Here is a 24,606-nt window from a genome sequence, read left to right on the forward strand (position 1 = left end):
CGCCGCGCTGCGCAGGGATCTCATGAGCCAGAACCCGGACCGCAGCGATCCGCTCGCCATCGCCGGCACCCTCATCGCGGACAAGTACAGGATCGAACACGCCGTCGGCGAGGGCGGCTTCAGCGTCGTCTACAAGGCCGAGCACGTCATCTGGAAGCAGCCCGTCGCCCTCAAGTGCTTCACGCTCCTCGCCAACGCGCCGGCCGAGCAGCGCGACCAGCTGCTCCAGGCGTTCATCCAGGAGGGCAAGCTCATGGCGGAGCTCTCCAGCCGCTCGGCCGCGATCGTCCAGGCGCGCGACATCGGCACGTTCAACGCGCCGGACGGGCAGTGGCTGCCCTACATGGTCCTCGAGTGGCTCGAGGGAATGCCGCTCGACCGGGTCCTCTACGAGGAGACGACCCGGGGCCTGCCCCCGCGCGACGTGTACGCGACCGTCGCGCTGCTCGAGTCGGCGGCGGTGGCGCTGGAGCTCGTCCACTCGCGGGGCATCGCGCACCGCGACATCAAGCCGGCGAACCTGTTCGTCATCGGCCCCCCGCGCGACACGTCCACGTTCGTGAAGGTGCTCGATTTCGGCATCGCCAAGGTCATGGCCGAGCACGCGGCGGCGGCGACGGCGCTCGCCCACACGGGCAAGGACATCACCGCGTTCACGCCGAGCTACGGCGCCCCCGAGCAGTTCAGCCGCACCCACGGCGCGACCGGCCCCTGGACCGACGTCTTCGCGATGGCCCTCATCATGATCGAGGCGATGCTGGGCGGGGCGCCGGCGCTGCAGGGCGACGACTACATCCAGCTCGCCGTCGCGAGCCGCGACCCGTCGCGCCGGCCGACCCCGCGGACGCTGGGGCTCACGGTCAGCGACGAGGTCGAGGCGGTCTTCGAGAAGGCGCTGGCGGTAGCGCCGGCGGACCGCTTCCCGACCATGGGCCGCTTCTGGGCGGCGCTGCACCGGGCGGTCTTCCCCGAGGCGCCAGGCTGGGCGGTCGCCACGGGCGGCGGCTCCCTCGCGCCCTCGGCCGCCGGGTCGTCGCCCCGCATCTCCGCCCCGCGGATGTCCTGGCCGCACGCCGCGACGACAGCGCCGACGATGGCGGCGCCGCCCACCGCGTCGGCGCCGGGTCTCGCCCCCTCGGCCGTGCGGGCCGCTCCCGGGACCGAGGTGAACACGACCGGCGGCACCGCGAACGACGCGGCGGCGCAGCGGCTCGCGGCGAAGGCGGCGCCGAGGTCGAAGGGCGCGCTGGCGCTCGGCGGCGTCGCGGTCGCGCTCGCGGCCGGCGGCGCCATCGCGTGGAGCCTGCTGCGCGGCGCGCCGCCGCCGCCGTCCGCCGACGAGGCGTCGCGGAGCGCGCCGGTCGCCTCCGCGTCCGCCGCGGCGGCGGCGGTGGCGAGCGCCGCGCCGCCTGCGTCGGCCGCGGCGGCCGCGCGCCGGACCGAGTGTCCTTCCGGCATGGTGCTCGTCCCGGGCGGCAAGTTCTTCATGGGCTCCGACGAGCCGGACTTCAAGCTGTGGCAGCCCGCGCACAAGGTGACGCTCGACACCTTCTGCATCGACGCCTACGAGGTGACCGCGGGCGACTACAAGGCGTGCTCCGACAAGGGGGAGTGCAAGCGGCCCCCGGCCACGCCGGACTTCCCGAAGCAGGACGGGATGAGCGCCGCCGAGCACCAGAAGACGGTGACCGCCCTCGCCGAGCTCTGCACCTTCGGCAAGCCCGACCTCGAGCGCCACCCGATCAACTGCGTGTCGTGGAGCCTCGCGGACGCCTACTGCGGGGTCCACGGCAAGCGCCTGCCGACCGAGGCCGAGTGGGAGTACGCGGCGCGCGGCTCCGACGGGCGCAAGTTCCCCTGGGGCGACGAGCCGGGCGACAAGACGTTCATGAACGCGTGCGGCACCGAGTGTACGGCGTGGGAGAAGGCGCGGGGGCTCAGGCCGAGCACGCGCATGTACGACGCCGACGACGGCTTCTTCGGCACGGCGCCGGTCGGCTCGTTCCCGAAGGGCAAGACGCGGTTCGGCGCCCACGACGTCGTCGGCAACGTCTGGGAGTGGACCGCGGACTGGTTCGAGACCTACAAGGACGAGGAGCAGGTGAACCCGAAGGGCGCGCCGGCGGGCGATCGCAAGGCGATCCGGGGCGGCGGCTACAACGGCGGGGTCCTGCTCTGGCTCAACCCGGCGTTCCGCTACCACCAGGTCGCGACGGCGAGCGCGCCGGGCATCGGCTTCCGCTGCGTGGCCGACCTGTAGCCGTGCCCGTCCCCGCCGCGCAGCTCGCGAACCCCTCGATCACCGGCCCGCTCGGCACGCTGGCGTTCTCGCAGGTGCGCCCGCTGAGCTCGTCGCTCGCGCTGCGCGCGATCCGCTGGCACCAGAGCCTCGAGCGGCTCGGCGTGGTCCTGCCCTTCGCGCTGGTGCACGACGCGGGCCTGCTCTTCTCGACGCCGCGCGAGCAGCTCGAGGTGGGCCCGCGCTGCGACCCGAGGGAGCTCGCGGGCCGGCTCCGCGACGCGGAGCGCATCCTGGAGGGGTACCGGACGGTGCTCCGCGAGCTCGCCGAGAGCGAGGCGGCGCGCGGCGCGGCGCAGCTCCGGATGAACGACGACCTCGTCACGGTCGTGCTGTCGCGGCTGTTCGGCGCCGTCGCGGCGCGCACGCACACGGCGCCGGCGTACCGGGCGATGCTCCCCGTCGACGCGGCGCTCTTCGACGGGATCGAGCCGCAGCTCCGCGGCCTGTTCCTGTCGACGCGGCGCGACTTCGAGCAGCGGGCGCTGGAGGCGCTCGACGTCTCGCGGCTCTACGTGCTCACGATGTCGGACGCGCTCGACATCGAGACGCTGCGCCTGTTCGGGATGCTGGGCTCGGAGGCGTCGGCCGGGGCGCTCGCCCAGGTCGACCTGCTCGCGGCGCTGTCGTCGCCCGAGGCGAACGACATCGTGAATTTCTCGCTGGAGATCCTGCCGAGCGTGCTCGAGACGAAGACGCGGCCGGCGGCGGGCACGACGGCGGCGCACGGCTACTCGGGGCTCGGCACGCGCGGCTCGATCGACAGCATGGTGCTGACGGAGCTCGCCTGGGACGACATGGAGCTCGCGCGCCGGATCGCGGACAACGAGGTGCTTTATTTCGCCCGCGAGCAGAGCCGGGACGAGCAGAAGCGCATCCATTACCTGCTGATCGACGCGTCGGCGTCGATGCGCGGCGATCGCCAGACGTTCGCCCGGGGGATGGCGATCGCGACGGGCAAGCGGCTCCTGCTCGAGGGCGAGGACGTGGCGTTCCGCTTCTTCGACGCGCGGCTTTACGAGCTCTACCGCGCGAAGAACGGCCAGCTCCCGACGGCGCACCTCCTGTCGTTCAAGGGGGAGCGCGGCAGGAACCCGGCGCGGGTGTTCGCGGAGCTCGCGACGGATCTCGACCTGACGCGGCACCACGACCCGCGGACGCCGGTGGTGCACCTCTTCACGCACGCGGCGCTCTACATTCCCCGGGAGATGGTGCAGGCGGTGCGCAACCACGCGCACATCTCGGCGGTGTTCATGCTGCCTTCCGGGGGGCAGCTGGACCTCGACTACCTGGATCTGCTGGACGCGCACTGGGTGGTCGACCACGCGACCGTGGCGAGCGGGGCGGCGCGGGCGAGCGCGGCGAAGGCCATCCTCGGGGAGAAAGACCGGCAAGACCGGCAGGACCGGCCCGAGGAGGGAGGTCCCGCCGCACGGCGCCTGGGGGCCCCGCCGAACTCGCATGCCCCTTGAGCCTTACCCCATCTGGTCGAGCTCTCCGCCGAGGTGGCGCCACCTTCGCCCCAGCCACCACCCTCACCGCCGGCCGCAACGTCCCAGTCTTCTGGATAAACGTGAGCCCACCCCAGCCCGCAGCGTCGGCGGCCGCCTGGGTGCGCCGCACCCGCTGGCACGCGTCGCAGTAGGTCTGCCCCTCTGGCGCCCGCATACCGCACCGCTCGCAACGCGTCGGGTTGTCGTCCCCCATGCAGCCAGGCTACCAGCACCACAGGCGACCGACTGCCGTTTTGGCGCTCGCGCCGCCCCGGTGACGCACCGGATGCTACGCCCGGTACACCCACCAGATCCGCATCAGACCGTCCCAAGGATCGAGAGTGCCGAGGACGCGATACTGCCCGACACGGAGGCGCACGATAATGGCGTTATCCGCGGCGACGCGGAACACGGCACCCTCGCCGGTCGTGGCGAAGCGCTGCACGGCAGCGTCGATGCGTTCACCGTCACGCCAGTGGATCCGCTGAAGCGAGACGATGGCCGGCGGCATCCACTCGACATCCCAGCTCATCGAGGCAGACGCGCGCGCATCAGCTCGTCGAACTCGACCCCAGCACCTTCGGCTTCTGCCCGCCGCCGGAGCTCAGCCGTGACCACATCGTGCGGGATTCCCTGACCGTCCGCCCCAGCCTCCATCGCCGCGCGCTCCTCCTCCGTCAGCGGCTCGTCATCGATCGGCGCGCGCAGAACGGCCTGCCACACCGGATCGTCCTCAGGGATCGCGGGTTTCCTGGCGGGCGCGGCGCTGTCTCGTCTGGGGCTCATGCCCGAAGGGTACTACAGCACCCCGGTCGACTCGACGGCGTACGGCATGGAAAACGCGCAGGGCGAACCGGAATGCTCGCCCTCAGCCGAACCGCTCCCAGCGCTCCTGCTCGGCGATCGCTCGGTCGGCCGCTTGCACGCCCTCGACGAAAAGCTCCGCGGCCGACCCACCGCTCGGCTCTCGCCGTCTCGATCCAGAGCGGGGACCTCCAGCCGTTCGTCGAGGACCTCGACGCGCGCATCCGCGCCGGCGAGCTCGCGTGGAAGACGGCGTCGAACATATGGATGCTGGTGGCCAAGGCGTTCAAGGACGCCGTGAAGTCGAAGACCCTCGCTCTGCGCGTGCGCAAGGACAACCCCGCGCTGAACGTCGTAGGGCCCGACGAGGGCGTGCGCGCGCGAAGAGCTCTGCCCGACAGGGGCAGGCCGCGTGCCCAACCCATCGGAATGTCTATGCTTATTGACCGTAATACTCCGGCTCATTGCCGGGCTTCCACTTGATGTTGCAACCGATGCTCGGGCGCTGATCCGAGGGGATGGGCGCAGACGCGAGCACCGCGTCGATGGCGGCGCGGAGATCGCGGCCAGTCACAGGGACGTTGTTGCCAGGGCGGCTGTCGTCGAGCTGGCCGCGATAGACCAGCCGGCGATCCGGGCCGAAGAGGTAAAAGTCCGGCGTGCAGGCCGCCCTGTACGCCTTCGCGACCTGCTGCGCCTCGTCGAGGAGGTAAGGGAACGTGTAGCCGAACTCGCGCGCTTCCCTCGCCATCGCCTCGGCGTTGTCCGCCGGATACGCTGCGATGTCGTTCGAGTTGATCGCCACGATGGCGACATCCTCGGGGCGGTAATCGCGCCGCAGCCTCGCGAGCTCCTGGCGGACGTGCTTGACGAAAGGACAATGATTGCAGATGAACATCACGAGGAGCGCCCGCTCCTTCGTGAAATCCGACAGCGCCACGGGCTTTCCGTTGTAATCCGGCAGCCGGAAGTCGGGCGCCGGGGTGCCCAGCTCGAGCATGGTGGACGGGGTGCGTGCCATGACAGAATTCTCCTATCGCTGTAACGGCGCGCACCATACCACGCGGGGCGGCAGGAACGCCCGCGCCGCGCGCCCGGACGCCGCAACGCCGCCGCTCCCCACCCCGGCGGCCGCTGGCTCGGCGCACCGGTCAGGCTGAGCGCTCGCGCCGCCGGAGGGCCGAGGGCGGTCACGGTGACCGAGACCATCAAGGCACGCGAACAACAAGGCTCCAGCGCGCCGCCGTGGCCATGAATCCTCCGGACAGCCGGGTACGCGGGACAGCCACGGAGGGAGAACCACAGGAGCAAGGCCGCTGACGGACAGCGCACGAGAGAGCCACGCTTCCGTGGCTCATCGATCCACGCGCACTACATTCATCGTATGCGGCTCAAATCGCTGGACATCTTCCGTGGAATGACGATCGTCGCGATGCTCCTCGTGAATTTCCAGGACAGCTTCCCGGCCATCTATCCGCCGCTGGCTCATTCAACCTGGGACGGCTGCACCCTCGCCGACACGATATTTCCCTGCTTCCTCTTCATCATCGGCGTGACCCTGCACATCTCCCTGTCGGCGCGCCGCGCGCGGGGCGCGACAGACGGCGAGCTCGCCCGCCAGGTCGTCAGGCGGGGCGCGATCTTCGTCCTGCTCGGGCTGTTCCTCTCGGCGTTCCCGTTCTTTCCCGCGGAGCGGCTCACCGAGCTGCGCATCCCGGGCGTCCTCCAGCGCATCGGCGCCGCGTACGTGCTCGCCGCGCTCCTCAGCCTCGGGACCACGGCGCGGCAACAGGCCTTGATCATCGCCGCGGCCCTGATCGGCTACTGGCTCGTCCTGCGGCGCTATCCGCTCGACGACCCGCACCGGACGCTGCCGGCCCTCGTGGACCGGGCTCTGCTCGGAGGGCACATCGCGCGCAAGGGCTGGGACGCCATGGGCGTCCTGGCCACCGTCCCCGCGGCGATGACCGTGATGCTGGGGGGCCTCGCCGGCCGCTGGCTCGGCGCGACCGCCGGGCTCCGCGCGCGCGTCGCCGGGCTCCTCGCCGCCGGCGCCGCGGGGATCGCGCTCGGCCTGCTCTGGGGCCGCGTTTTCCCCTGGAACCGCAGCCTCTACTCGAGCTCGTTCGCGCTGTTCACCGCCGGCGTGGCCGCGGTCGTCCTCGCCGCCTGCATGTGGATCGTGGACGTGAAGCGATGGCAGCGGTGGGGCGCTCCGTTCCTGATCTTCGGCGCGAACCCGATCGCCGCTTACATGGGCTCGACCATGATGGGACACCTGCTCTACTTCGTGACCAGCACCGGAGACGACGGCGCGAGGACGAGCGCGCTCGAGCTCCTGTACGCGCGCCTCTTCGCGTCGTGGCTCTCGCCGCTGAACGCCTCGCTCGCCTTCGCGCTCGCGGCGGTCTCCCTCTGGCTCGTGCTCCTCTACCCCCTCCATCGCCGGGGCATCTTCCTCAGGGTCTGAGGCGCGGCGCGCGCCGCGATCACCTCGGGAAGTGGCGCGCGATCATCGAGAAGAACGCCGCGCCGCCCGGCTCGCCGCCGATGCTCCAGTACGTCACCCCGCCGAGCCCGCCCTGGCTGGCGGCGACGACCTTCTCCTCGAGCGACTCGAGGTCCTCGAAGAAGAGGTGCGCGCCGCTCGCGAGGACCCGGTTCGGCGCCCTTCCCGCCGCGAACCGCTCTCCCCCGTCCTCCTCGCACCGGCCCATGTGGTCGGTGCTCGTCGCGTAGCTGTCGCCCGCGAGCTCCCGGCACGTGCGGAGCGGCTCGCACCCGACCACCACGCCACCGCCCTCCGGCGCCTCCGGCCCGAGCAGACCGTAGTTCGGCAGCCCGAGGATGAACTTCTCGCGCCGCGCGCCGCCGTCGATCCCCCCGATGTACGCGACGGTCCGCTCGATCCACCCGAGCGGCGCGACGGGGCCGGCGTGCGGCCCGCCGCCCCAGTGGTAGTCGTAGCTCATCACGTGCACGTGATCGGCCGAGGCGCTCAGCGCCTCGTAGTCGAAGACGCCCCTCGCGGACGCGACCGCCGGGACCGCGAGCGAGAGCGCCTTGCCGCGCGCGTGGAGCGCGCGCGCGAGCTCGTCGATGAACGCCGAGAACGCCGACCGCTCGGCCTCGACGGTCTCGCCCGGCCCGAGCACGGACGCGAGGTGCTCGTAGTCGACGTCGATCCCGTCGTAGCCGTTCTCCATCACGAGCGCCGCGAGGCCCGCCACGTGCTGCGCCCGGAGCGCGGGGTCGTGGATCATGGCGTGCACCGCGACGACGTCGGGCCTGTCGACCGCGGCGACGAGCGGGACGAGCCAGGTCCGCCCGCCGCCGGCCGCTCCGCCCGTCGTCGCGTCGATCGCGTCGAGCACGCGCCGGTCGTGGAAGCCAGCGAAAGGCGTCGCCCGGCCGCGCGGGTGGTTCTCGAACGTCGTCGGCGAGGCGACGCGCCACCACTTCGGGTGGACGGCGTCGAACGCCCCGGCGTGGGCCGCGAAGGTGTCGTAGCCGAGCTCCGTCGACCCGGGATCCCCGAGGAACTCGTGCAGCCAGCCGCAGAAGCGGTGCTCGCCGGATGCCCCCTCGCGCGGCGGCGCGGCGCGGCCGACGTCGAGCGCGTCGGGCGCGGCGAGCGCGTCGGGCGCGGCGCGGCCAACGCCGAGCGCGCCCGGCGCGGTTCGCTCGGCGCTCGCCGCGTCGACGAGCAGCGGCGTGCGCTGGCCCGCATCGCCGCAGGAGAGGGTGGACGCAGCAGCGCAGGCGATCGGCAGGGCGCGACGGATCAGCTTCATGTCGGCCGCCGCTGTAACAGACCGCCTGCCGCAGCGTCAGCCGGGTTCTCGCGGTTCCGCGGGGCGCCTCACGGCGCGCCCGCGATGCGCCTTTTGACGGTTCCTCCATCGCCGCGCGCCGCTCTCGCGGCGTTGTACTACGCTCGCCCGGCGCATGACCCAAGGCGTCCGCCCCCTGCACGAGCTCCGCGACGAGGCCCGCTCCGCGCTCGCCAGGAGCGATCTCTCCCGCGCGCGGGACGCGCTCTTCAGCGCCCTCCAGCACACCATCGCCCGCGAGGAGGACTACGTCGCCATGACCGACGAGCTCCGCGACGTGCTGGTCCGGCTGGGCGACCACCGGAGCGCCCTCACCGTCGCCTGGTACGCGGGCAGCGAGCACAGCCAGCGGCCCCTCATCACCCACGTCCCGCCCATCGATCGCGCCCGCACCATGCTCGCCTGGGCCGAGCGCGAGCAGGACCCCGAGCGGCAGAAGCGGCTCTACGCCCGCGCCGCCGACGAGTACGAGGCCGCCGGCCTCGTCGCGCAGGCCGCCATCGCCCGCGAGCGCGGCCAGGACTTCGCCCGCGCCCGCGCCCTCTGGTCGCGCCTCGCCCAGCTGCTCTCCTCGTCGGGCAGCGACCTCTACGCCGCCGGCCTGGCCCGCTTCAACCTCGCCCGCACCTCGCTCCGCACCGGCGACGCCGCGGCCGCGCGCGAGGCGGTCTTCGCCTCCGTCCACCTGCTCGAGGAGGCCGCCGACCGGTACGAGACCATCGGCCAGCGCGAGCGCGCCTTCGACTGCTACCAGGTCCTCATCGCCGTCGGGCGCGAGAGCCGCGCCTTCGAGCACGTCCTCGAGGGCTACGTGAACGTCATCCGCATCCTGCGCGAGGACCACCTGCGCTACTACGCGCTCCAGTCCTACGAGGAGGCGGTCGCCGCGGCCGAGAAGCAGGGCGAGATCTCCGCCGCCGCCACGCTCGCCCGCGAGATGGCCACGTACGCCCGCAAGGAGGGGCTCGCCGCCGTCGCCAACTTCGCGGTGCTCACGCAGGCCCGCCTCTGGCAGGAGGTGTCCGCCGTCTCGCAGAAGCGCGCCGCCCCGCCCGAGATCGCCGAGAACGCGCTGCTCGCCGCGGTGATCGCGCTCGGCGAGGCGGGGCAGTACAGCAAGGTGGGCAGCGTCTACCGCGCCCTCACGCAGCTGCCGCTCGAGGAGAACCGCAAGAAGCACTACGCCCGCGCCGGCGGCCGCTACGTCGACGCGCAGGACCTGCCGATCGACGCGTCGCCGCTGCCCGCGCACCTCCGCCACGAGCTCGGCTTCCCCGACGTCTGGCACATCGATCTGGTCGAGTGGGAGCAGGCCGGCAGCGCCAGCCAGGCGTGCGGCGACATCGTGCTCGACCCGGCGCAGTGGTCCGAGGTCACCCGCCGCCGCGCCATGCTCGCCCGGCTCACGGCGCTCGCCGTCGAGAGCGCGCCGCCCGAGGCCGCGCCCCTCTCCCGGTCGCCCGCGCAGCAGCTCATCAGCCTCGCGGAGCAGCTCGCGACCGTCGAGCTCTACACGATCCTCTCGCCGCTCGAGCACCTGTTCCGCCGCCCCGAGCCGAAGATCCGGGTGGCCGTCGTCCGCGCGCTCTCCCGCTTCCTCTACAAGCGCACGTTCATCACGCTCCGCGACGCGCTCGTCGACCCCGACCCCACCGTGGTCCACGAGGCCGCGCGCGCGCTGGAGGAGCTGCGCTTCGCCCACGCCTTCGATCCGCTCGCCCGCATCTACCGCGAGTCGCAGGCGCCCGCCGTCCGCGCCAGCGCGGTGCGCGCGATCGCGAAGATAGACACGCTCGAGGCCGGCGAGATGCTCCTCGGCATCCTCCAGCACGAGGGCGCCGAGGAGCGCGCCGCGGCCGTCGAGGCGCTCAAGCGCGCGCGCGGCATGAAGTTCGTGGAGCTCGCCCGCGGGGCGCTCGCCGAGCTGCCAGGCTCCGCGCAGGCCGTGGTGCGCGAGATCCTCCAGAGTCGCGGCATCAGCCCCTGAGCGCGCGCGCACGCACGCGCCTGAGGCGGGTCCGCCGGCCGCCCCGCTCGACGCAAGCCCGGGGTGGTCGTCTGTCCGGACGCGGACCGCCCCCTGCGCCCGGTCCCCACCTGCGCTCACGCACGCAAGCCCGTCTCAGACGAGCAACCCCGCGATTGTGCGCTGCGGCAAAGGGGATTCCCTAACGCTTTGTCTCTCGAGGGCTCATCGAGGGCGTGCGCATCGGCCTCCAGTCGGGATACCCTGCACTCGCCAATCCAACTCACCCCGAGGGATTCTCGGCGCGTGATGTCGTAAGCATAGAAGCGGACGGAGCGCTTGGGGGAGCGCTGGGAAATCGCCGTCCGGGCTCCCGATGGTGCGCTGCTCGACAACGGTCGACTTCTCAGCGCGCCACCGGCGGCTCTTGTGCTGCGTGGGCAGCAGCTGGGCGCCGCGCCGCGGCGCCCAGCTGCCCTGCCCATCCGGCCGGGCGAACCGAGGCGCTGGCGCTGGCGCCCGGGCGCCCGGCGGCTCGAGCTGCGCGCTCGGCGCCTGACGCCGCGCGCTCAGCGGCAGGCGCTGGCGCTGGCGCCCGGGCGCTCGGCGCCTGACGCCGCGCGCTCAGCGGCTGAAGATCGACTCGAGCGCCGGCGCGAGGCGGGCGTGGCGGAACTGGTAGCCCAGCTCCTCGGCGCGCTTCGGATAGACGCGCTGCCCGGTGGTGATGATCTCGGCCGCGTCGCCCATCCCGAGCTTCACCACCGCCTCGGGCACGCGGAGCCACGACGGCCGGCGGAGCACGGCGCCGATCGCCTGCGCGAGCTCCTCGCCGGTCGCCGCGTGCGGCGCGGTCACGTTGAGGGGGCCGCGCACCGCCTCGTTGTCCAGGGCGAGCAGCGTCAGCCCGACGACGTCGTCGCGGTGGATCCACGAGGTCACCTGCTTGCCGTCGCCGATCGGCCCGCCCACGAAGAACCGGAAGGGGGCGATCATCTTGTCGAGCGCGCCGCCGCCCTCGCCGATCACCACGCCGATCCGCAGCTGCACCGAGCGCACGCCGTGCTGCTCCTCGACGGCGCGGGCCGCCTCTTCCCAGCGGACCACGACGTCGGCGAGGAAGCCCTCCCCCGGCGCCGCGCCCTCGTCGAGCACCCGGTCGCCCGGCTGCGGGCCGTAGTAGCCGACCGCGGAGGCGCAGAGGAACGCGCCCGGCTTGCGCCTGGCCTTGCCGATCGCCTCGCCCATGAGGCGCGTCGTGTCGACGCGGCTCCTCACGATCTCGCGCCGCGCGTCCTCGGACCACCGCTTCACGATCGACTCGCCCGCGAGGTGGATGACCCCGTCCACCCCGTCGAGCTCCTCGAACCACGGCCCCGCGCTGTCGGGGGTCCACGACACGACGCGCGCCCCGGGCAGCGACGCCTGCGTCCGCCCCACGTCGCGCGTCAGCACCGTCACCCGATCACCCCGCGCGAGCAGGTCCTTCACGAGACCGCGCCCGATAAACCCGCTGCCGCCAGTGACAAGAACCGTCTTCACGGGATCTATCTATCACGGCTCGGACGGAGGGGGGGCGCCCGCTTCGGCGCCGTCGCCGTCGAGCGCGCGCGCGCTCGACGGCGACGGAGGCGGCGGGCAGCTGTCCAGTCGTGACGCGGAGCGCGGGAGACGGTAAGACGCCGGACGTGATGGATGACCTAGAGACCTTCAAGAAGCTTCCCCTCGGCGGCCTCGATCGCCGCGCACTCGTCGGCGCGCTGGCCGAGCACGGCGCACGCGTGGCGACCGAGCAGCTCGCGGCGCACCGCGCGCGCATCAGCCCGGCCGGCGCGCGCATCGCCCCGGACACCGCGGTGCTGATCCTGGGCGGCTCGAACGGCATGACCCGGGCGCTCGCGCTGCAGCTGCTCTTCGGGGAGCGGGCGGCCGTCTTCGCCGTACACTTCGACAGCGAGAAGATGCAGATCGGCCCGCACCACGTGAAGGCGATCTCGGACGCGGCGGAGGCCGAGGGGCTCACCGCGCGCTTCTGGAACAACGACGCCACGAAGCCGCAGGTGATCGACGAGGTCGTCGCCGCGCTGAAGGAGCGGTATCGGGCGGTGCACCTCGTGAACGGCATCGCGGCCGGCGCGATGAAGCGGTACGCAGAGCACGGCCCGACCAAGGTGAAGGACCTCGACGTCGCGTTCGACCCGGTGCTCCAGGTCCCCGACTTCTCGCGCCCCGAGAACATCCGCAAGCTCGGGCTCGTCGAGGTGGACGTCGCGAACGACGTGGACATCGAGCGGACGAACAAGTTCATGGGCACGTCGTCGCTCCTGTGGGCCGAGCCGCTCGCCGCGGCGGGGCTCCTCGCCCGGGGCGAGAGCGTGGTGTCCTTCTGCGACTACGACTACCCGAGCGACGACCCTGTCTACGCGATGGGCCCCCTCGCCGGCGCGAAGCAGCTCCAGCGCAAGACGATGGCGGAGATCCAGGAGCGGTTCGGGGTGCGGACCGCGCGCATCTGCTATCCGGCCCTGGCGACGACGGCGCTCGGCGCGATCCCGGGCGGGCTCCTGATGTACGGGCTCAGCACGCAGATCCTGAAGGAGCGCGGGCAGTTCAAGGACGTCATCGACCTCGCGGGCGAGACGATGGAGATCTGGCGCCCGAGCTGGGACGGCAGCGACCTGCGGGTCGACGCGGCCTACCAGGCCACTCTGCCGGAGTTCAACAAGCGCAAGGAGCAGCTCGGGCCGAAGGACGTCCCGGGCGCGTTCCGGCTGCTGTTCGAGAACGCCTAGAAAAAAAGGCGCGCGGGGCCTCGGCTCCGCGCGCCTCTCTCCACGATCGTGTGTGCGAGCGTGCCGGCCCGAGCCGCGCGGGGCGCGCGGCGGGCGGCCGCTCCCTACCCTTCGGCCCGCGCGATCTCGGGCTCCAGCCGGGCGACCTGGCACTTCTCGGACATCTGGAGGATGCCCATCCACGCGAACACGCGGATGACCTGATAGGCCGGGTCGATCTCGAACCACCGCACCGCGAAGTTCGGGCTCATCGAGTACTTGTGGTGGTTGTTCTGGAAGAGCTCGCCGAGCGTCACGACGTCGAGGACCAGCGTGTTGCGCGAGTCGTCGTCGCTGTTGAAGTTGCGGTAGCCGTAGCGGTGGCCGCACCAGTTCACGATCGCGCCGTGCATCGGGCCCATGGTCCAGTGGAGCGGGAGGAACAGGAACTGCCACCAGTGCGAGGCGAAGGCCGCGTAGAAGGCCACGTAGCCCGTGCCCCAGGCGAGGCGGCTGATCCACGAGTTGCCGATGCGGTCGAGCGTGGGCCACTCGGGGTAGCCGCCGAGGAAGCGCGGCTCCACGTCGGCCGTGCCCGCGTAGATCTCGTCGTACTTCTTCGCGGTGTCCCACATCATCGGCGCGACCCCCGAGTAATACCGCGGCGAGTGCGGGTCCTTCGGCGTGTCGCTGTAGGCGTGGTGCATGCGGTGCAAGATCGCGTAAACCCACGGGACGAGGTACGAAGAGCCCTGCGTCAGGTACGTGAGGAAGTGAAAGATCCGCTCCCAGCGCTTCGACATCGTGAACATCCGATGGGAGGCGTACCGGTGCAGGAAGAAGGTCTGGAAAAAGACCGACAGCGTAGAGTGGGCGATGAGGACGACCGCGATCTCCATGTTCGGCTTCTAGCCCGGCGGTACGGGGCAGGGGGTCAGCTCACGGTCACGATTCCGTAACGGGGCCTGGATCCGTGGGGTTTCTGGTTGCTTCCGAGGTCTCCCGTGATCGCCCGAGTGCGTCCGTGGTAACGGCGGAGTCGTGAAGGCCGTGATCATCGGGGCGGGCCGGGGCAGCCGGCTGCGTCACCTGACCGAAGAGCTGCCGAAGACGCTGGTCCCCATCCTTGGCCGCCCGATGCTCGACAGCATCCTCGACGCGCTCGCGGCGGGGGGCTTCCGGCGGTCGGACGTCGTGTTCGTCTGCGGCTACAAGGCCGAGGTCATCCGCGCCGCGTACCCGGATCTGACGTACGTCGAGAACCGCGACTGGGAGCAGAACAACATCCTGCTCTCGCTCCTCTGCGCGCGCGAGCACCTCGGGGGCGGCTTCGTCTCGACGTACGCGGACATCGTCTACCGGCCCGAGATCGTGGCGGATCTGGTCCGCTCGCCGCACGAGATGACGCTCGCCTGCGACACGGACTGGCGGCGCCGGTATGTGAACCGATCGCAGCACCCCGAGACCGACGCCGAGAAGCTCCGCGCCGACGCGGCGGGTCGCGTCGTCGAGATCTCGCGCCGCATCCCGTCGGAGTCCGCGACGGGCGAGTTCATCGGGGTGATGAAGCTCTCCGCGCGCGGCGCCGCGCGGTTCCTGTCCGCCTTCGACGCCGCGCGCGCCGCGTTCTCGGAGCGGCCGGAGTTCCGCGAGGGCCGGTCGTTCCAGCGCGCCTACCTGATCGATCTGCTGCAGTACATGCTCGAGGCCGGCGCCGATCTCCACAAGGTCGACACCCACGGCGGCTACATGGAGATCGACACCCTGGAAGACGCGTCGCTGTCCGACGCGTGGTGGCGCGGCGGGACCTGAGCCTGCTGCCGGTCGCCGCGGCGGAGCGCTAGAATACGTCGGCGAAGGCCGCGCCCTGCGCGAGGAGGCCGGGGAGCCCGCCGGTGTGCAGGAACAGCACCCGCTTGCCCGAGAGCTCGCCCCGCTCGGCCATGTCCCAGAGCCCGGAGAACGCCTTGCCCGTGTACACCGGGTCGAGGACGAGCCCCGACAGCCGCGCGACCTTCAGGATCCGCGCTCGCTGCTCGGGCGTGGACACCGCGTAGGCCGGGCCCCTGGCGGAGTCGTCGATCACGAGCTGAGCGGGCGCGCCGAGGCGCGGCTCGAGCGCGCGCGCGTCGTCCATGATCTCGCGCGTGATGCGCGCGAACGTCTCCCTGTCGTCGCACACCGCCATCGCGCGCACCTCGCCGGCCACGTCGTAGCGGGCCGCGCCGAGCGCCGCGCCCGCCGCCGTCCCGCCGGAGCCGCACGCGTGCACGACGACGTCGAACGGCTTGCCCCCCGCGAGCCCGAGGTCGAGCTGCTTCCGGATCTCCTCCATCGCGCGCACGTAGCCGAGCGCGCCGAGGCCGTTCGAGCCGCCCTCGGGGATCACGTACGGCCGGCCGCCCGCCGCGCGGATCTCGGCGGCCGCCTCGGCCATCACGGCGCCGCGGGTCCTGTACACCTCGGGCGAGATCAGCCGGATCTCCGCGCCCGCCAGCCGGTCGAGCAGCACGTTGCCCTCGAGCGGCGCCCCGGCCGCCGGATCCGCGGTGCGCAGGAACAGCACCGAGCGCAGGCCGAGCGAGGCGCAGAGCAGCGCCGTCGCGCGCGCGTGGTTCGACTGGAGGCCGCCGCAGGTGATCACGCAGTCGGCGCGCTCCTCCCGCGCGGCGGCGAGGAGGTACTCGAGCTTGCGGATCTTGTTGCCGGCCTCCGCGCCCGACGTCATGTCGTCGCGCTTCACGTGGAGGTCGACGCCGAGCGCCTCGGCGAGCCGCCGCGGGCGCTGGATCGGGGTCGGAAGGTGGCTCAGCGCGAGTCGCTTGCGCATCGGTGCTCTCCCATCTCTCCTTGCCGGGGGAAGCCGTCGGCCGCCGGCGCCTTCACCCGACCTCGACGAGCCGCGCGCCGCTCTCCACCGTGGCGCCCGGGGTCGCGTAGATCTTCTTCACCACGCCGCTGCGCGCGGCGCTGAGCTCGTTCTCCATCTTCATCGCCTCGACGACGACGAGCGGCGCGCCGGCCAGCACCTCGTCGCCCTCGCGCACGAGCACCTTCAGCACCCGGCCCGGCATCGGCGACGTCACGAGCCCCTCGCCCATGGCCGGCCCGGCGCTCGCGGCGCTGCGCAGGTCGCGCGCGCGATCGCTCTCGACCCGCGCCGTGAAGCGCCGGCCGTTCGCGGCGACGCCCACGTCGGGCGTCGCGCCCTCCAGCAGGAGCTCCACGCCGCGCCCGTCCAGGCGGAGGTGCGTCGAGGCGCCGTCCCCGAAGGCGTCGGCCGCGAGCGTGCGCCCCTCGACCGAGACCTGCACCTGCCCGTCCGGCAGGTGCGTCACGTCGACGGGGATCTCTCGGCCGGATGGGAGGGTGACGTGGTATCGCATCGCGTCTCGTTGATCTCTGCCAGGTGGCGTCCGCTGCTCTCCAGCGCGCCGGCGCGGCGCCCGCGCTCGCCGCGCCCCGCTCGCCGCGCAGCCGCCCCTCTAGCACCCTGCGCGGCCCTCGTCTGCTGGTTCGCGCGCGGGCGCGGCCCTGGGCCCGAGAGCGTGGCCGGCGCGCCGATCGCGCCCGGCGCGGGGACGAGCGGGTCAGGGCCGGGGAGCCCTCCGCGGCTCAGTGGATCACGCCCAGCTTGAGGGTGAGCAGGTACTGATCGGGGAGCTCGGCGCCCGCGACGTCGTCGAACGCGCCGCCGGGAAAGAACGCGCCGGCCTCGGTGCCGAGCTGGATGGTGACGAGCCTGCCCATCGCGATGCGCGCGTCGACGCCGAGGTCGAGCTCGACGCCGAGATCGTGGCGGCGCCGGTCGCCGCCGTCGTAGTTGGGCAGGCCGCCGCCTGCCCGGGGGACGCCGTACGGATCGACCAGGTCGGCCGTCGTCTCGGCGATGACCGCCCCCGCCTTCAGGTCGAGCCAGCGCGCCGGCCGCACGACGATCCGCGGGTTCACGTAGGCGGCGCCGAACACGCCGCCCTTGGAGGGCAGCGACCTGATGCCCGGCTCGGGCGTCGCGGCGAAGCGCTCCCGCTCGGCGATCGTGGCCGCGCGCGCGGTCTTCCAGGCGAGCACCTGGTCGAACAGGAGGAGCCCGACGTTGTGGCTCGGGTCGAACGTGAACCGCCGCGCCACGCCGTCCCTGGGGTCGTCGTCGCCCGAGGTGTAGCCCGCCTCGACCTCCGTGACGACGCGCCCCCAGCGCTCGGCCGGCCGCCGCCCCCGGCCCGCGACGTGCACCGCGCCGAGCGTGGCCGCGCCGCCGGCCGAGCGCATCGCCACGGGCGCGCGCTGCGCCGCCGCGCCGGAAGGCGGCGTGGACCCGCTCGGGGTGAACGACGCCGAGCCCAGGACCACCGCGGCCTCGAGCTCGCCGTAGACGTGGGCGCCGCCGCCCGGCACCGGCGCGTTGAACTTGCCCGCCACGTCGATCACCCCCGCGGTGGACGCCTCGGTGAACTGGGCGAGGCTCGTCTTCGCGCGGCGCTCGCGCGCCTGCCGGCGCAGGGCGCCGTAGATGCCGACCTCGCCGCGCCGAGCTCGCCAGAGCGCCGACACGACCGCCTGGAGGGCGCGATCGCCCTCGCCTTCGTCCTGACCCTCGACGTCGTTTCCGAGCAGGTCGGCCGCGCTGTCCTCGAACACGAGGTCGCCCGCGACCGTCACGACCAGCGGCCCGCTCGGGCCCATCGGCGTCGCCGCGAAGAGGACGCGCTCCACCAGCGACCCGCGCTCGTGGTCGCCGAAGAGGGTCGCGCGCTCGCCGTCGTTGGCGACGAGCCCCATCCCCCAGTGGGCGCCCTGCTGGCCCAGCCTGAAGACGCCGATCGTCGACGGCACCTCCAGGTAGAGGTAGCGCGGGTGCACGTCGTACCACGCCAGGGCGGCGCGCGCGTCGCGCACCTGCTCGACGTGCCGCGTGACGTCCCCGGCGAGGAGCCCCCGGACGACGTCGATCTGCGCGATGAGCGAGGCCTTGTCCTTGTAGTGGAGCCGCGGCGAGAGGCGCAGCCAGTGCGCGATGTACTGGTTCTGGCCGAGCGTCGTCGCGCCAGGATCCGAGAGGGGCGGCGCCCGGAGCCGGAGATCGCTCATGGCGTGGTAGCGGAGCTGGTACTCGCCCTGCAGCGAGAACGTCACCCGGTCGGGGTCCGGCGCCCGCGGCGGCGCGCGGCCCGTGTCGAGCACGAGCCGCTCCTCGAAGCGCTCGACGTCCGGCGCGGCCGGCTCCGGCGGCGGCGCGCGGCCCGCGTCGGGCGCGAGCCGCTCCTCGGGGCGCTCGACATCCGGCGCGGCCGGCGGCGCTCCTGCCCCCGCGCTGGCGCCCGCCGCAGGCTGAGCGGCGCTCCTCGAGGCGAGCCCGACAGCAAACGCAAGGGTGGCGAGTGGGACGGAGGCGAAGCGCATCGGAAGCAAGCGAGCGCGCACCGGCGCCCGGCCGGGAAATGCGCCCGGCGAGGATAGGCGGATCGATCCCGGCGGGGCACCGGATTCGTCCGTCGCCGGCGGGCCCCCGGCAGGGTCGCCGGCGGCGAGCGGGCCCCGGGGGTGCGCCGGAGGACGGAAAGAACGCGAGAATGCGCCTGGTCTTCCGGCCGTCCTGTCCGGCTTCGTCCCTCCGGACAGAGCAGGATTCCGCGCTTTCCCGGGAGGGCGCTCCCGGGACGTGGCGCGGGCTGCTGGCGAGCGGCCGGGCGGCGGCGTTTGCGACCGACTGCGGCCGATCTCGGCCGCAGTCGTGGCTTTTCTCGGGGCATCCGCCGCTCTAGCGTGAGCCGCCGTGACCCCTTCCACGCCGCGCCCCGCCGCTCCCTCTCCGCTCTCTCCGTTGCTCCTCGGCCGTCCTCTGTCGCTCGCGGATCTCGAGGACGTGGCGCGGCGCGGCCGTCCGGTGGCGGTCTGCGCCGAGGCGCGCGAGCGCGCCGCGGCCTCGCGCCGCGCGATCGACGCGATCGCGGCGGCCGGCGACGCGGCGCCCGCCGTGTACGGCATCAACACCGGCTTCGGCGCGCTCGCGGAGACGCGCATCGCCGATCACGACATCCGGGCGCTCCAGCGGAACCTCGTGCGGAGCCACGCCTGCGGGGTCGGGCCCGATCTCGGGGAGGCGGAGGTGCGCGCCATGATCGTCCTGCGCGCGCAGGTGATCGCGCTCGGGCACTCCGGGGTGCGCACGGAGGTGCTCGACCTGCTCGCCACCCTGCTCGAGCGCGGCGTGTGCCCGCGCATCCCGGCGCAGGGCTCGGTCGGCGCGTCGGGCGATCTCGCGCCGCTCGCGCACCTCGCGCTCGCGCTCATCGGCGAGGGGGAGGCGCGCTTCGAAGGGCAGCTCATGCCGAGCGCGGCGGCGCTCGCGAGGGCCGGCATCGCGCCGCTCGAGCTCGCCGCGAAGGAGGGGCTCGCGCTGATCAACGGGACCCAGTACATGACCGCGCTCGGCGCGCTCGCGCTGCGAGACGCGGCCGCGCTCTGCACGGTCGCGGACATCGCCGGCGCGGTGAGCCTGGAGGCGCTCATGGGCTCGAAGCGCCCGTTCGACGACCGGCTCATGCGCGTCCGCCCGCACCCGGGCCAGGCCGGCACGGCCGGGAACCTGCGCGCGCTGCTCGCGGGCAGCGAGATCATGCAGAGCCACGCGGACTGCCCCCGGGTGCAGGACGCCTACTCGCTCCGCTGCATGCCCCAGGTGCACGGCGCGACGCGCGACGCGCTCGCCTGGGCCGCGGAGGTGCTGACCCGCGAGGTCAACAGCGTCACCGACAACCCGACGGTGTTCCTCGGGGAGGGGGGCGCCGAGCTCATCTCCGGCGGCAACTTCCACGGGCAGCCGGTCGCGCTCGCCCTGGATCTGGCCGCGATGGCGGCGGCCGAGCTGGCGAACATCAGCGAGCGGCGGGTGGAGCAGCTCGTGAACCCGGCGCTCTCGATCGGCCTGACCCCGTTCCTGGCGCCGCGCAGCGGGCTGCACTCGGGGTTCATGATCGCGCAGGTCGCGAGCGCGTCGCTCGTCAGCGAGAACAAGGTGCTCTGCCACCCGGCGAGCGTCGACTCGATCCCCTCGAGCGCCGGCCGCGAGGACCACGTGAGCATGGGCAGCATCAGCGCCCGCAAGCTCGCGCAGGTGATCGAGAACGTCCGCAGCTCGCTGGCGATCGAGCTGATCACGGCGGCGCAGGGCGTCGACCAGCGGCGCCCGCTCCGGCCGAGCGCGGGGGTCGCCGCGGCCCACGCGGCGATCCGGCGGGTGGTGCCGGAGCTCACCGAGGACCGTCCGCTCTACCGGGACATCGCGGCGGCGGCGGAGCTCATCCAGAGCGGGGCGCTCATCGCCGCGGTCGAGGAGGCGGTCGGGCCGCTCAACTGATTTTTTCTGTTTTCGAAATTACAACTGAGACGATCTTGTGGAAATTTGATGCGAGTCATCGGAATGCAAATGCTCCATTGAACGGCGAGTTGCTGTACATTGGCGCAGTGCCCATTCCGGTCAGCAGCCCGCCGTTTCCATTCGATGCCGTGCGAGATCTGCTCGGGGTGGTGCGGGCGATCTATGCGGCGGCAAAGGACGGGGGAGCGTCGCGGGAGGAGCTCGCTCGGATCGCGCGGGTGGGCAGGGAGCTGAGCCGGGCGCTGGACCTGGCGGGGTCGCCCCAGCAGGGGGCGTCGGGTCACGCGGCGGCGTGGAAGGTGACGGACAAGGCGATGCTCCAGGTGAACGACCTGGTGGATCCGCTCACGCCGGCGGCGCCGCTGCTGCTGGCGGCGCGGAGCCGCGTCGCGGGGGGACGGCTGGCGGTGCGGAGCAAGCCGCAGGCGCGGTAGGCGCTGGGGGCTGGGGGCTGAGGGGCGGCCTTCTGGGGTGATCGGCCCCCTGAGGGGGTGTTCTCCGCGCGGGGTGGGGGCCCCGCCGAACTCGCCTTTGCTGTGCTCCTCCGGCGGAGCCGGAGGAGCACAGCAAAGGCTCAAACATCGGCCCATCCCCCACCCCGCGCGGAGAACACCCCCTCAGGGGGCCTACCGCCTTGCCAGATGGGAGTGCTGCCAGGAGTGCAGGGACTGCAAGGAGCGCAGGGACTGCCAGGAGCGGGCGCTGCCAGGAGGGCGCTGCCAGGAGCGGGTGCTGCCAGGAGCGGGGCCCCTCAGGAGCAGCAGCTTCGGTCGGTATCCGTAGGAGGGGCTACCGTAAAGGTGGAATTATCAGCTGCGGCCGAAGAACCGGCGGCCGCGCGACCGCTCGGCGTCGCGGCGGATGCCCTGCATCACGACGCGGACGAGCTCGCGGGAGTAAGCGCGCCTGTCGTGGCGCTTGTGGACGGGCAGCTTGACGCCCAGAGCGTGCGCAAGCCGTTCTACGTTCTCTACCTTGGCCTCACGCAGACAGTCGATATCCAGATCCATGTAGTGTGGCGCTCCCATTAGTCGAGTCCACTTCGTTTGTCGAGCCCAGAGGACACGGAACGAGCTGCGCGCCGCTCCCCTTCAGATTCAGACCACGACAGGCCTCGATCAGGCGCGACGGCCGCGCGACGTCTCGGGCACGCCGGCGTCACGAGAGACAGCGAGCGCCGTGGTCCCGCTCGAGACGGGCAAGCAGCTCAGGTGAGCTGCTACCGCCGGGGGCCGAAGATCCCGAGCGCACCGCAGAGGCGAGCGATGCGCTCCACAACCGCGGACGGTGTGAGAGGCCGTGGGCGCTGGCAGAGGGTGTATCCGGCGTGGTCGCGGGCGTGCCCCGGACAGGAAGGAAGAGCGCGACGCCGCAGGCCTACAGGAAGAGCGCATGCCGGGCGGGTGAAGCGATGACGCGCAGCTCGACGCGCCAGGTCGAAGCCCGATCCGCCAGGCCGCTCGAGGCGGTCTCCAGGGTGAAGCCCGCCCCCCAGAGACGCTCGGCGCGCCGCATCACGAGGTAGCCCCGGCCGGACTCGAACCGGCACGCCCGCGAGGGCCGCGGATTTTAAATCCACCGCGTCTGCCATTTCGCCACGGGGCCAAGTGATTGATTTTGTTGATATTTGTGACCTCGACCTGCTCCGCCCCACCCCCATCGCTGGCTACTCCGCTGGCTTTTCCCCCGAGCTCGGGGATGGCCTCGGCGAGGGAAGCTAGCTCGCCAAGGCCCAGCTCTGCAAACGTCCTGACCGCCCGGCGGTACCTCTGGATCATGATCGAGTTCCGGTGCCCGGTCCGGTCGGCAACCCAGGTCTCGCTCCGGCCGTTCGCGAGGGCGACGGTGATGAAGGTCGAGCGCGTGTCGTGGGCGCGCACCTGCTGGCGCTCGTCGGAGTCCTCGAAGAGCTCTGGGCGGTCGCTGCCGGCAAGCTGGAGCTGGGCGCGGAGCCGCTCGGCCGTGTGCTCGAAGACGCGCGTCCTCGTCGGGGTAGAGGCACGCCTTCGCCTTCGTGGGGCCGAGCTTCGGGAAGAAGCCGCGGGGGAGCGGGTTCGCCGCGAGGAGACGGCAAGGGATCGCAGAGCGCCCGGCCCTCGCGTACCGCCGCGCGCTCCAGCAAGGCGACGATCGCGTCGCGCGCGACGTTGCGCGAGGCGCGCGGCCGCGCGGCCGCGCGGCCGGGTCGGCGACGACCTCCTTGCGCTGCTCGGCCTGCTGCTCGGTCAGCTTGGGGTCGAGCGGGAAGCTCTCGCGGTCGTTGTCGCCGACGAGGACGCGGACGTAGAGCCGGTCAGCGGCGTTGCGGAAGAGCGATCCCGTGGGCATGCGGGGCATGGCGGCTCTCTTCTACCCCGATTTGCGGCCGCGCTCACGCCTGCGGCAGCCCGCCAGCGCAGGGGCCCGGCACGAGGCGGGCCTCACGGAGCACCGCCGGTGCGCCGCTCCCTTGCCCGGGGTCGTCCGCCGCGCGCTCCGGGAGCGCGGCGGCGGCGTCATGCTTCGTCTCGAGCCGGGTCGAGCCAGGCGATGAACGCCGCTCACCCGACAAGACGCAGCTTTCCGAGGTGCATCACCGGGAGCGGGAAGGTCGGATCGAGCACCATCGTCGACCCCGCAGCCTGCGGTGTCGCGGACGCTCTCTGTGTGCGATGCCGGCCGTTGGGGCGGGCTCGTTGCGAGGTGCTCACGGACGAGCGACAGCCGATGCGCTTGGAGCTGCGACGAAGCCGCGGGGAGCTCTCAAGGCGGAGGACCCGCCGTCCCGTCGAGGATTCCGCTGTTGCACTCCAAAGACGGGCAGCCGAGGACGGCTCTCCTGCACGGCAGCCCGGCAGTGACGAGCGGCACCTTGGTATACTTCTCGTTCACGACGTCACCCCGCAACGCTGGTATGCTCGTAACATGCCCTCCTACCGCCGCGCCCACTCAGCTGCCGAGATCCTCCGCTCCGTCTCGCCGCGCGAACGTGTCATGATGCTCCGGTTTGGCCTCGACCTGGACGACCCTGAGCACGCGGAGCTCTTCGTCTCGGGTGTCCGCGCCGCGGACGACGCGATTGCGGCGCAGGAGCGCTGGGAGCGGGAGAACGCGCTACGTTGAGGTGGAATCCCGCACGAAGAGATCGTCGCCAAGGTAAGCGCGCTCCGGCCTTGATGACCTGGAGCATCCGCTGTTGCTCTCGAAGCTCACCCCCGCGCTCCTTCGAGCCCTCGCGGACGCGCCGCGCGCCGATCCCTCAGGACCCGAGCCGTCCGGCCGCGGTGCTTGCCCACGGGCAGGACGGGTCGTCACGATGCCTCGCCCCCGAACCGTGACATTCGCATCCGCCTGAGGGCATCGAGCCCTGCTACGATGCCGGCGTGCCCGGGCACAGGACCGCTGAGTTCACTTCTCTGAACGTCGCTGCGCTCGCCAGCGCCGCCCGACGCGGCGAGGTCGACACCGATGTCGAGCTCGGCATCGTCGGCGCGCGCCTCGTGCTGGCCGGGACGATCACCCTCCAGCTCGAGACGACCCGCCTGGCCGCCGGCGGCCTCCGGCTCTGGGCGCGTTGTCCGGGATGCTCCGCGCGGGCGGCCGTGCTGTTCCTCGCTGCGCCGGGCCTGCGCTGCCGCCGCTGCGCCGGGCTCGTCTATCCTGCGACACGGCAGCGCCCCGAGGAGCGTGTCCTCGAGCAGGCGTTCGCACGGCGGACAAAGGCGCGGGCCGCGCTCGGCGCCAGGCCGGACCCGCGGGAGCCGCTCCCGCGACGACCGCCGGGCGTGCGCTTGTCGACGTGGGTGCGTCGCCTCGACGAGCTCCACGAAGCCCAGGCCGCGGTGCAAGCCGCGCTCGCCGTGCTCGTCGACCGGCTCGGTGCCCGCTCCGGAGCGCTCGCTCAGGAGGACGGCTCCCCTTCCCCGGCGCCGCCGCCGGCCGCGCCCACGCCTGCGACGCCTTCGAGAGAGGACCAGCAAACTCGCGGAACCACGCCCTGAGGGACCTCCGGCGTCCTCGAGCGTGGTAGAGCTCCCGGTGCTGGGCGCCCCCCGGGAGCGCCCAGCACCGGAAGCTGGG

Annotated in this window: 20 protein-coding genes and 1 tRNA gene; 10 read left to right on the forward strand and 11 right to left on the reverse strand. The window is 72.7% G+C overall.

Features of this window, described 5'->3' with window-relative positions:
- Nucleotides 1-22 precede the first annotated feature (22 nt).
- Nucleotides 23-2,260: an SUMF1/EgtB/PvdO family nonheme iron enzyme gene (locus tag WME85_RS37185; protein ID WP_437827819.1), complete on the forward strand. Its 2,238-nt coding sequence runs from the start codon at nt 23-25 to the stop codon at nt 2,258-2,260.
- A 2-nt stretch (nt 2,261-2,262) separates the two neighbouring features.
- Nucleotides 2,263-3,771: a hypothetical protein gene (locus tag WME85_RS37190; protein WP_437827820.1), complete on the forward strand. Its 1,509-nt coding sequence runs from the start codon at nt 2,263-2,265 to the stop codon at nt 3,769-3,771.
- Between the two features lie 310 nt (nt 3,772-4,081).
- On the opposite strand, the gene WME85_RS37195 is transcribed toward WME85_RS37190, so the two are convergent.
- The 3 genes from WME85_RS37195 to WME85_RS37205 all read right to left on the reverse strand — a co-directional run bounded on the left by WME85_RS37195 (nt 4,082) and on the right by WME85_RS37205 (nt 5,617).
- The gene (locus tag WME85_RS37195; protein ID WP_437827821.1) at nt 4,082-4,324 is read right to left on the reverse strand and encodes a hypothetical protein; all 243 of its coding nucleotides are present in this window, start codon (nt 4,322-4,324) and stop codon (nt 4,082-4,084) included.
- Nucleotides 4,321-4,578: a hypothetical protein gene (locus tag WME85_RS37200; protein ID WP_437827822.1), complete on the reverse strand. Its 258-nt coding sequence runs from the start codon at nt 4,576-4,578 to the stop codon at nt 4,321-4,323. Before WME85_RS37200 ends, WME85_RS37195 begins: the two co-directional genes overlap by 4 nt.
- A 457-nt stretch (nt 4,579-5,035) precedes the next feature.
- Nucleotides 5,036-5,617, reverse strand: a complete 582-nt coding sequence (locus WME85_RS37205) for a thioredoxin family protein (protein ID WP_437827823.1) — start codon at nt 5,615-5,617, stop codon at nt 5,036-5,038.
- A 363-nt stretch (nt 5,618-5,980) separates the two neighbouring features.
- Here WME85_RS37205 and WME85_RS37210 point away from each other — a divergent pair, with 363 nt between their 5' ends.
- Nucleotides 5,981-7,066: an acyltransferase family protein gene (locus WME85_RS37210; protein ID WP_437827824.1), complete on the forward strand. Its 1,086-nt coding sequence runs from the start codon at nt 5,981-5,983 to the stop codon at nt 7,064-7,066.
- Nucleotides 7,067-7,085: 19 nt separating this feature from the next.
- On the opposite strand, the gene WME85_RS37215 is transcribed toward WME85_RS37210, so the two are convergent.
- Entirely contained in the window at nt 7,086-8,390 is a 1,305-nt protein-coding gene (locus tag WME85_RS37215) for a glycosyl hydrolase family 18 protein (protein ID WP_437827825.1), read from the reverse strand.
- Nucleotides 8,391-8,544: 154 nt separating this feature from the next.
- Here WME85_RS37215 and WME85_RS37220 point away from each other — a divergent pair, with 154 nt between their 5' ends.
- Nucleotides 8,545-10,416: a HEAT repeat domain-containing protein gene (locus tag WME85_RS37220; RefSeq protein WP_437827826.1), complete on the forward strand. Its 1,872-nt coding sequence runs from the start codon at nt 8,545-8,547 to the stop codon at nt 10,414-10,416.
- A 603-nt stretch (nt 10,417-11,019) separates the two neighbouring features.
- Here WME85_RS37220 and WME85_RS37225 read toward each other — a convergent pair.
- Nucleotides 11,020-11,937, reverse strand: a complete 918-nt coding sequence (locus WME85_RS37225; protein ID WP_437827827.1) for a TIGR01777 family oxidoreductase — start codon at nt 11,935-11,937, stop codon at nt 11,020-11,022.
- A gap of 149 nt (nt 11,938-12,086) precedes the next feature.
- Between WME85_RS37225 and WME85_RS37230 the strand changes: the two genes are divergently transcribed.
- The gene (locus tag WME85_RS37230) at nt 12,087-13,187 is read left to right on the forward strand and encodes a hypothetical protein (protein WP_437303805.1); all 1,101 of its coding nucleotides are present in this window, start codon (nt 12,087-12,089) and stop codon (nt 13,185-13,187) included.
- Nucleotides 13,188-13,291: 104 nt separating this feature from the next.
- Here the strand turns inward: WME85_RS37230 and WME85_RS37235 are convergent, their stop codons facing one another.
- Nucleotides 13,292-14,065, reverse strand: coding sequence for an acyl-CoA desaturase (locus WME85_RS37235; protein ID WP_437827828.1), 774 nt, complete (start codon nt 14,063-14,065; stop codon nt 13,292-13,294).
- A gap of 142 nt (nt 14,066-14,207) precedes the next feature.
- On the opposite strand from WME85_RS37235, the gene WME85_RS37240 reads away from it, so the two are divergent.
- On the forward strand, nt 14,208-14,978 hold the full coding sequence (locus WME85_RS37240; protein WP_437827829.1) for an NTP transferase domain-containing protein: 771 nt from the start codon (nt 14,208-14,210) through the stop codon (nt 14,976-14,978).
- Nucleotides 14,979-15,006: 28 nt separating this feature from the next.
- Here WME85_RS37240 and WME85_RS37245 read toward each other — a convergent pair whose 3' ends face one another.
- The 3 genes from WME85_RS37245 to WME85_RS37255 form a co-directional block, all read right to left on the reverse strand.
- On the reverse strand, nt 15,007-15,996 hold the full coding sequence (locus WME85_RS37245) for a D-cysteine desulfhydrase family protein (RefSeq protein WP_437827830.1): 990 nt from the start codon (nt 15,994-15,996) through the stop codon (nt 15,007-15,009).
- 52 nt (nt 15,997-16,048) lie between these two features.
- A complete protein-coding gene (locus WME85_RS37250; RefSeq protein WP_437827831.1) occupies nt 16,049-16,552 on the reverse strand; it encodes a biotin/lipoyl-containing protein in 504 nt (167 codons plus the stop codon).
- Nucleotides 16,553-16,781: 229 nt separating this feature from the next.
- Nucleotides 16,782-18,569 (reverse strand): hypothetical protein, encoded by a 1,788-nt coding sequence (locus tag WME85_RS37255; protein WP_437827832.1) that lies wholly within the window; start codon nt 18,567-18,569, stop codon nt 16,782-16,784.
- Between the two features lie 421 nt (nt 18,570-18,990).
- Between WME85_RS37255 and hutH the strand changes: the two genes are divergently transcribed.
- Together hutH and WME85_RS37265 are read left to right on the forward strand one after the other, a co-directional pair.
- The gene (gene hutH, locus WME85_RS37260; protein ID WP_437842448.1) at nt 18,991-20,526 is read left to right on the forward strand and encodes a histidine ammonia-lyase; all 1,536 of its coding nucleotides are present in this window, start codon (nt 18,991-18,993) and stop codon (nt 20,524-20,526) included.
- Between the two features lie 149 nt (nt 20,527-20,675).
- Nucleotides 20,676-20,981, forward strand: a complete 306-nt coding sequence (locus tag WME85_RS37265) for a hypothetical protein (protein ID WP_437303810.1) — start codon at nt 20,676-20,678, stop codon at nt 20,979-20,981.
- Nucleotides 20,982-21,356: 375 nt separating this feature from the next.
- On the opposite strand, the gene WME85_RS37270 is transcribed toward WME85_RS37265, so the two are convergent.
- Together WME85_RS37270 and WME85_RS37275 are read right to left on the reverse strand one after the other, a co-directional pair.
- Nucleotides 21,357-21,557: a hypothetical protein gene (locus WME85_RS37270; protein ID WP_437303811.1), complete on the reverse strand. Its 201-nt coding sequence runs from the start codon at nt 21,555-21,557 to the stop codon at nt 21,357-21,359.
- A 512-nt stretch (nt 21,558-22,069) separates the two neighbouring features.
- Nucleotides 22,070-22,152 (reverse strand) — tRNA-Leu (locus WME85_RS37275).
- Nucleotides 22,153-23,451: 1,299 nt separating this feature from the next.
- Between WME85_RS37275 and WME85_RS37280 the strand changes: the two genes are divergently transcribed.
- Together WME85_RS37280 and WME85_RS37285 are read left to right on the forward strand one after the other, a co-directional pair.
- On the forward strand, nt 23,452-23,649 hold the full coding sequence (locus WME85_RS37280) for a hypothetical protein (protein ID WP_437827833.1): 198 nt from the start codon (nt 23,452-23,454) through the stop codon (nt 23,647-23,649).
- 260 nt (nt 23,650-23,909) lie between these two features.
- A complete protein-coding gene (locus WME85_RS37285; RefSeq protein ID WP_437827834.1) occupies nt 23,910-24,527 on the forward strand; it encodes a hypothetical protein in 618 nt (205 codons plus the stop codon).
- Nucleotides 24,528-24,606 lie beyond the last annotated feature (79 nt).

This window comes from Sorangium sp. So ce1153 (genome assembly GCF_051521595.1).
Lineage (GTDB): Bacteria > Myxococcota_A > Polyangia > Polyangiales > Polyangiaceae > Sorangium.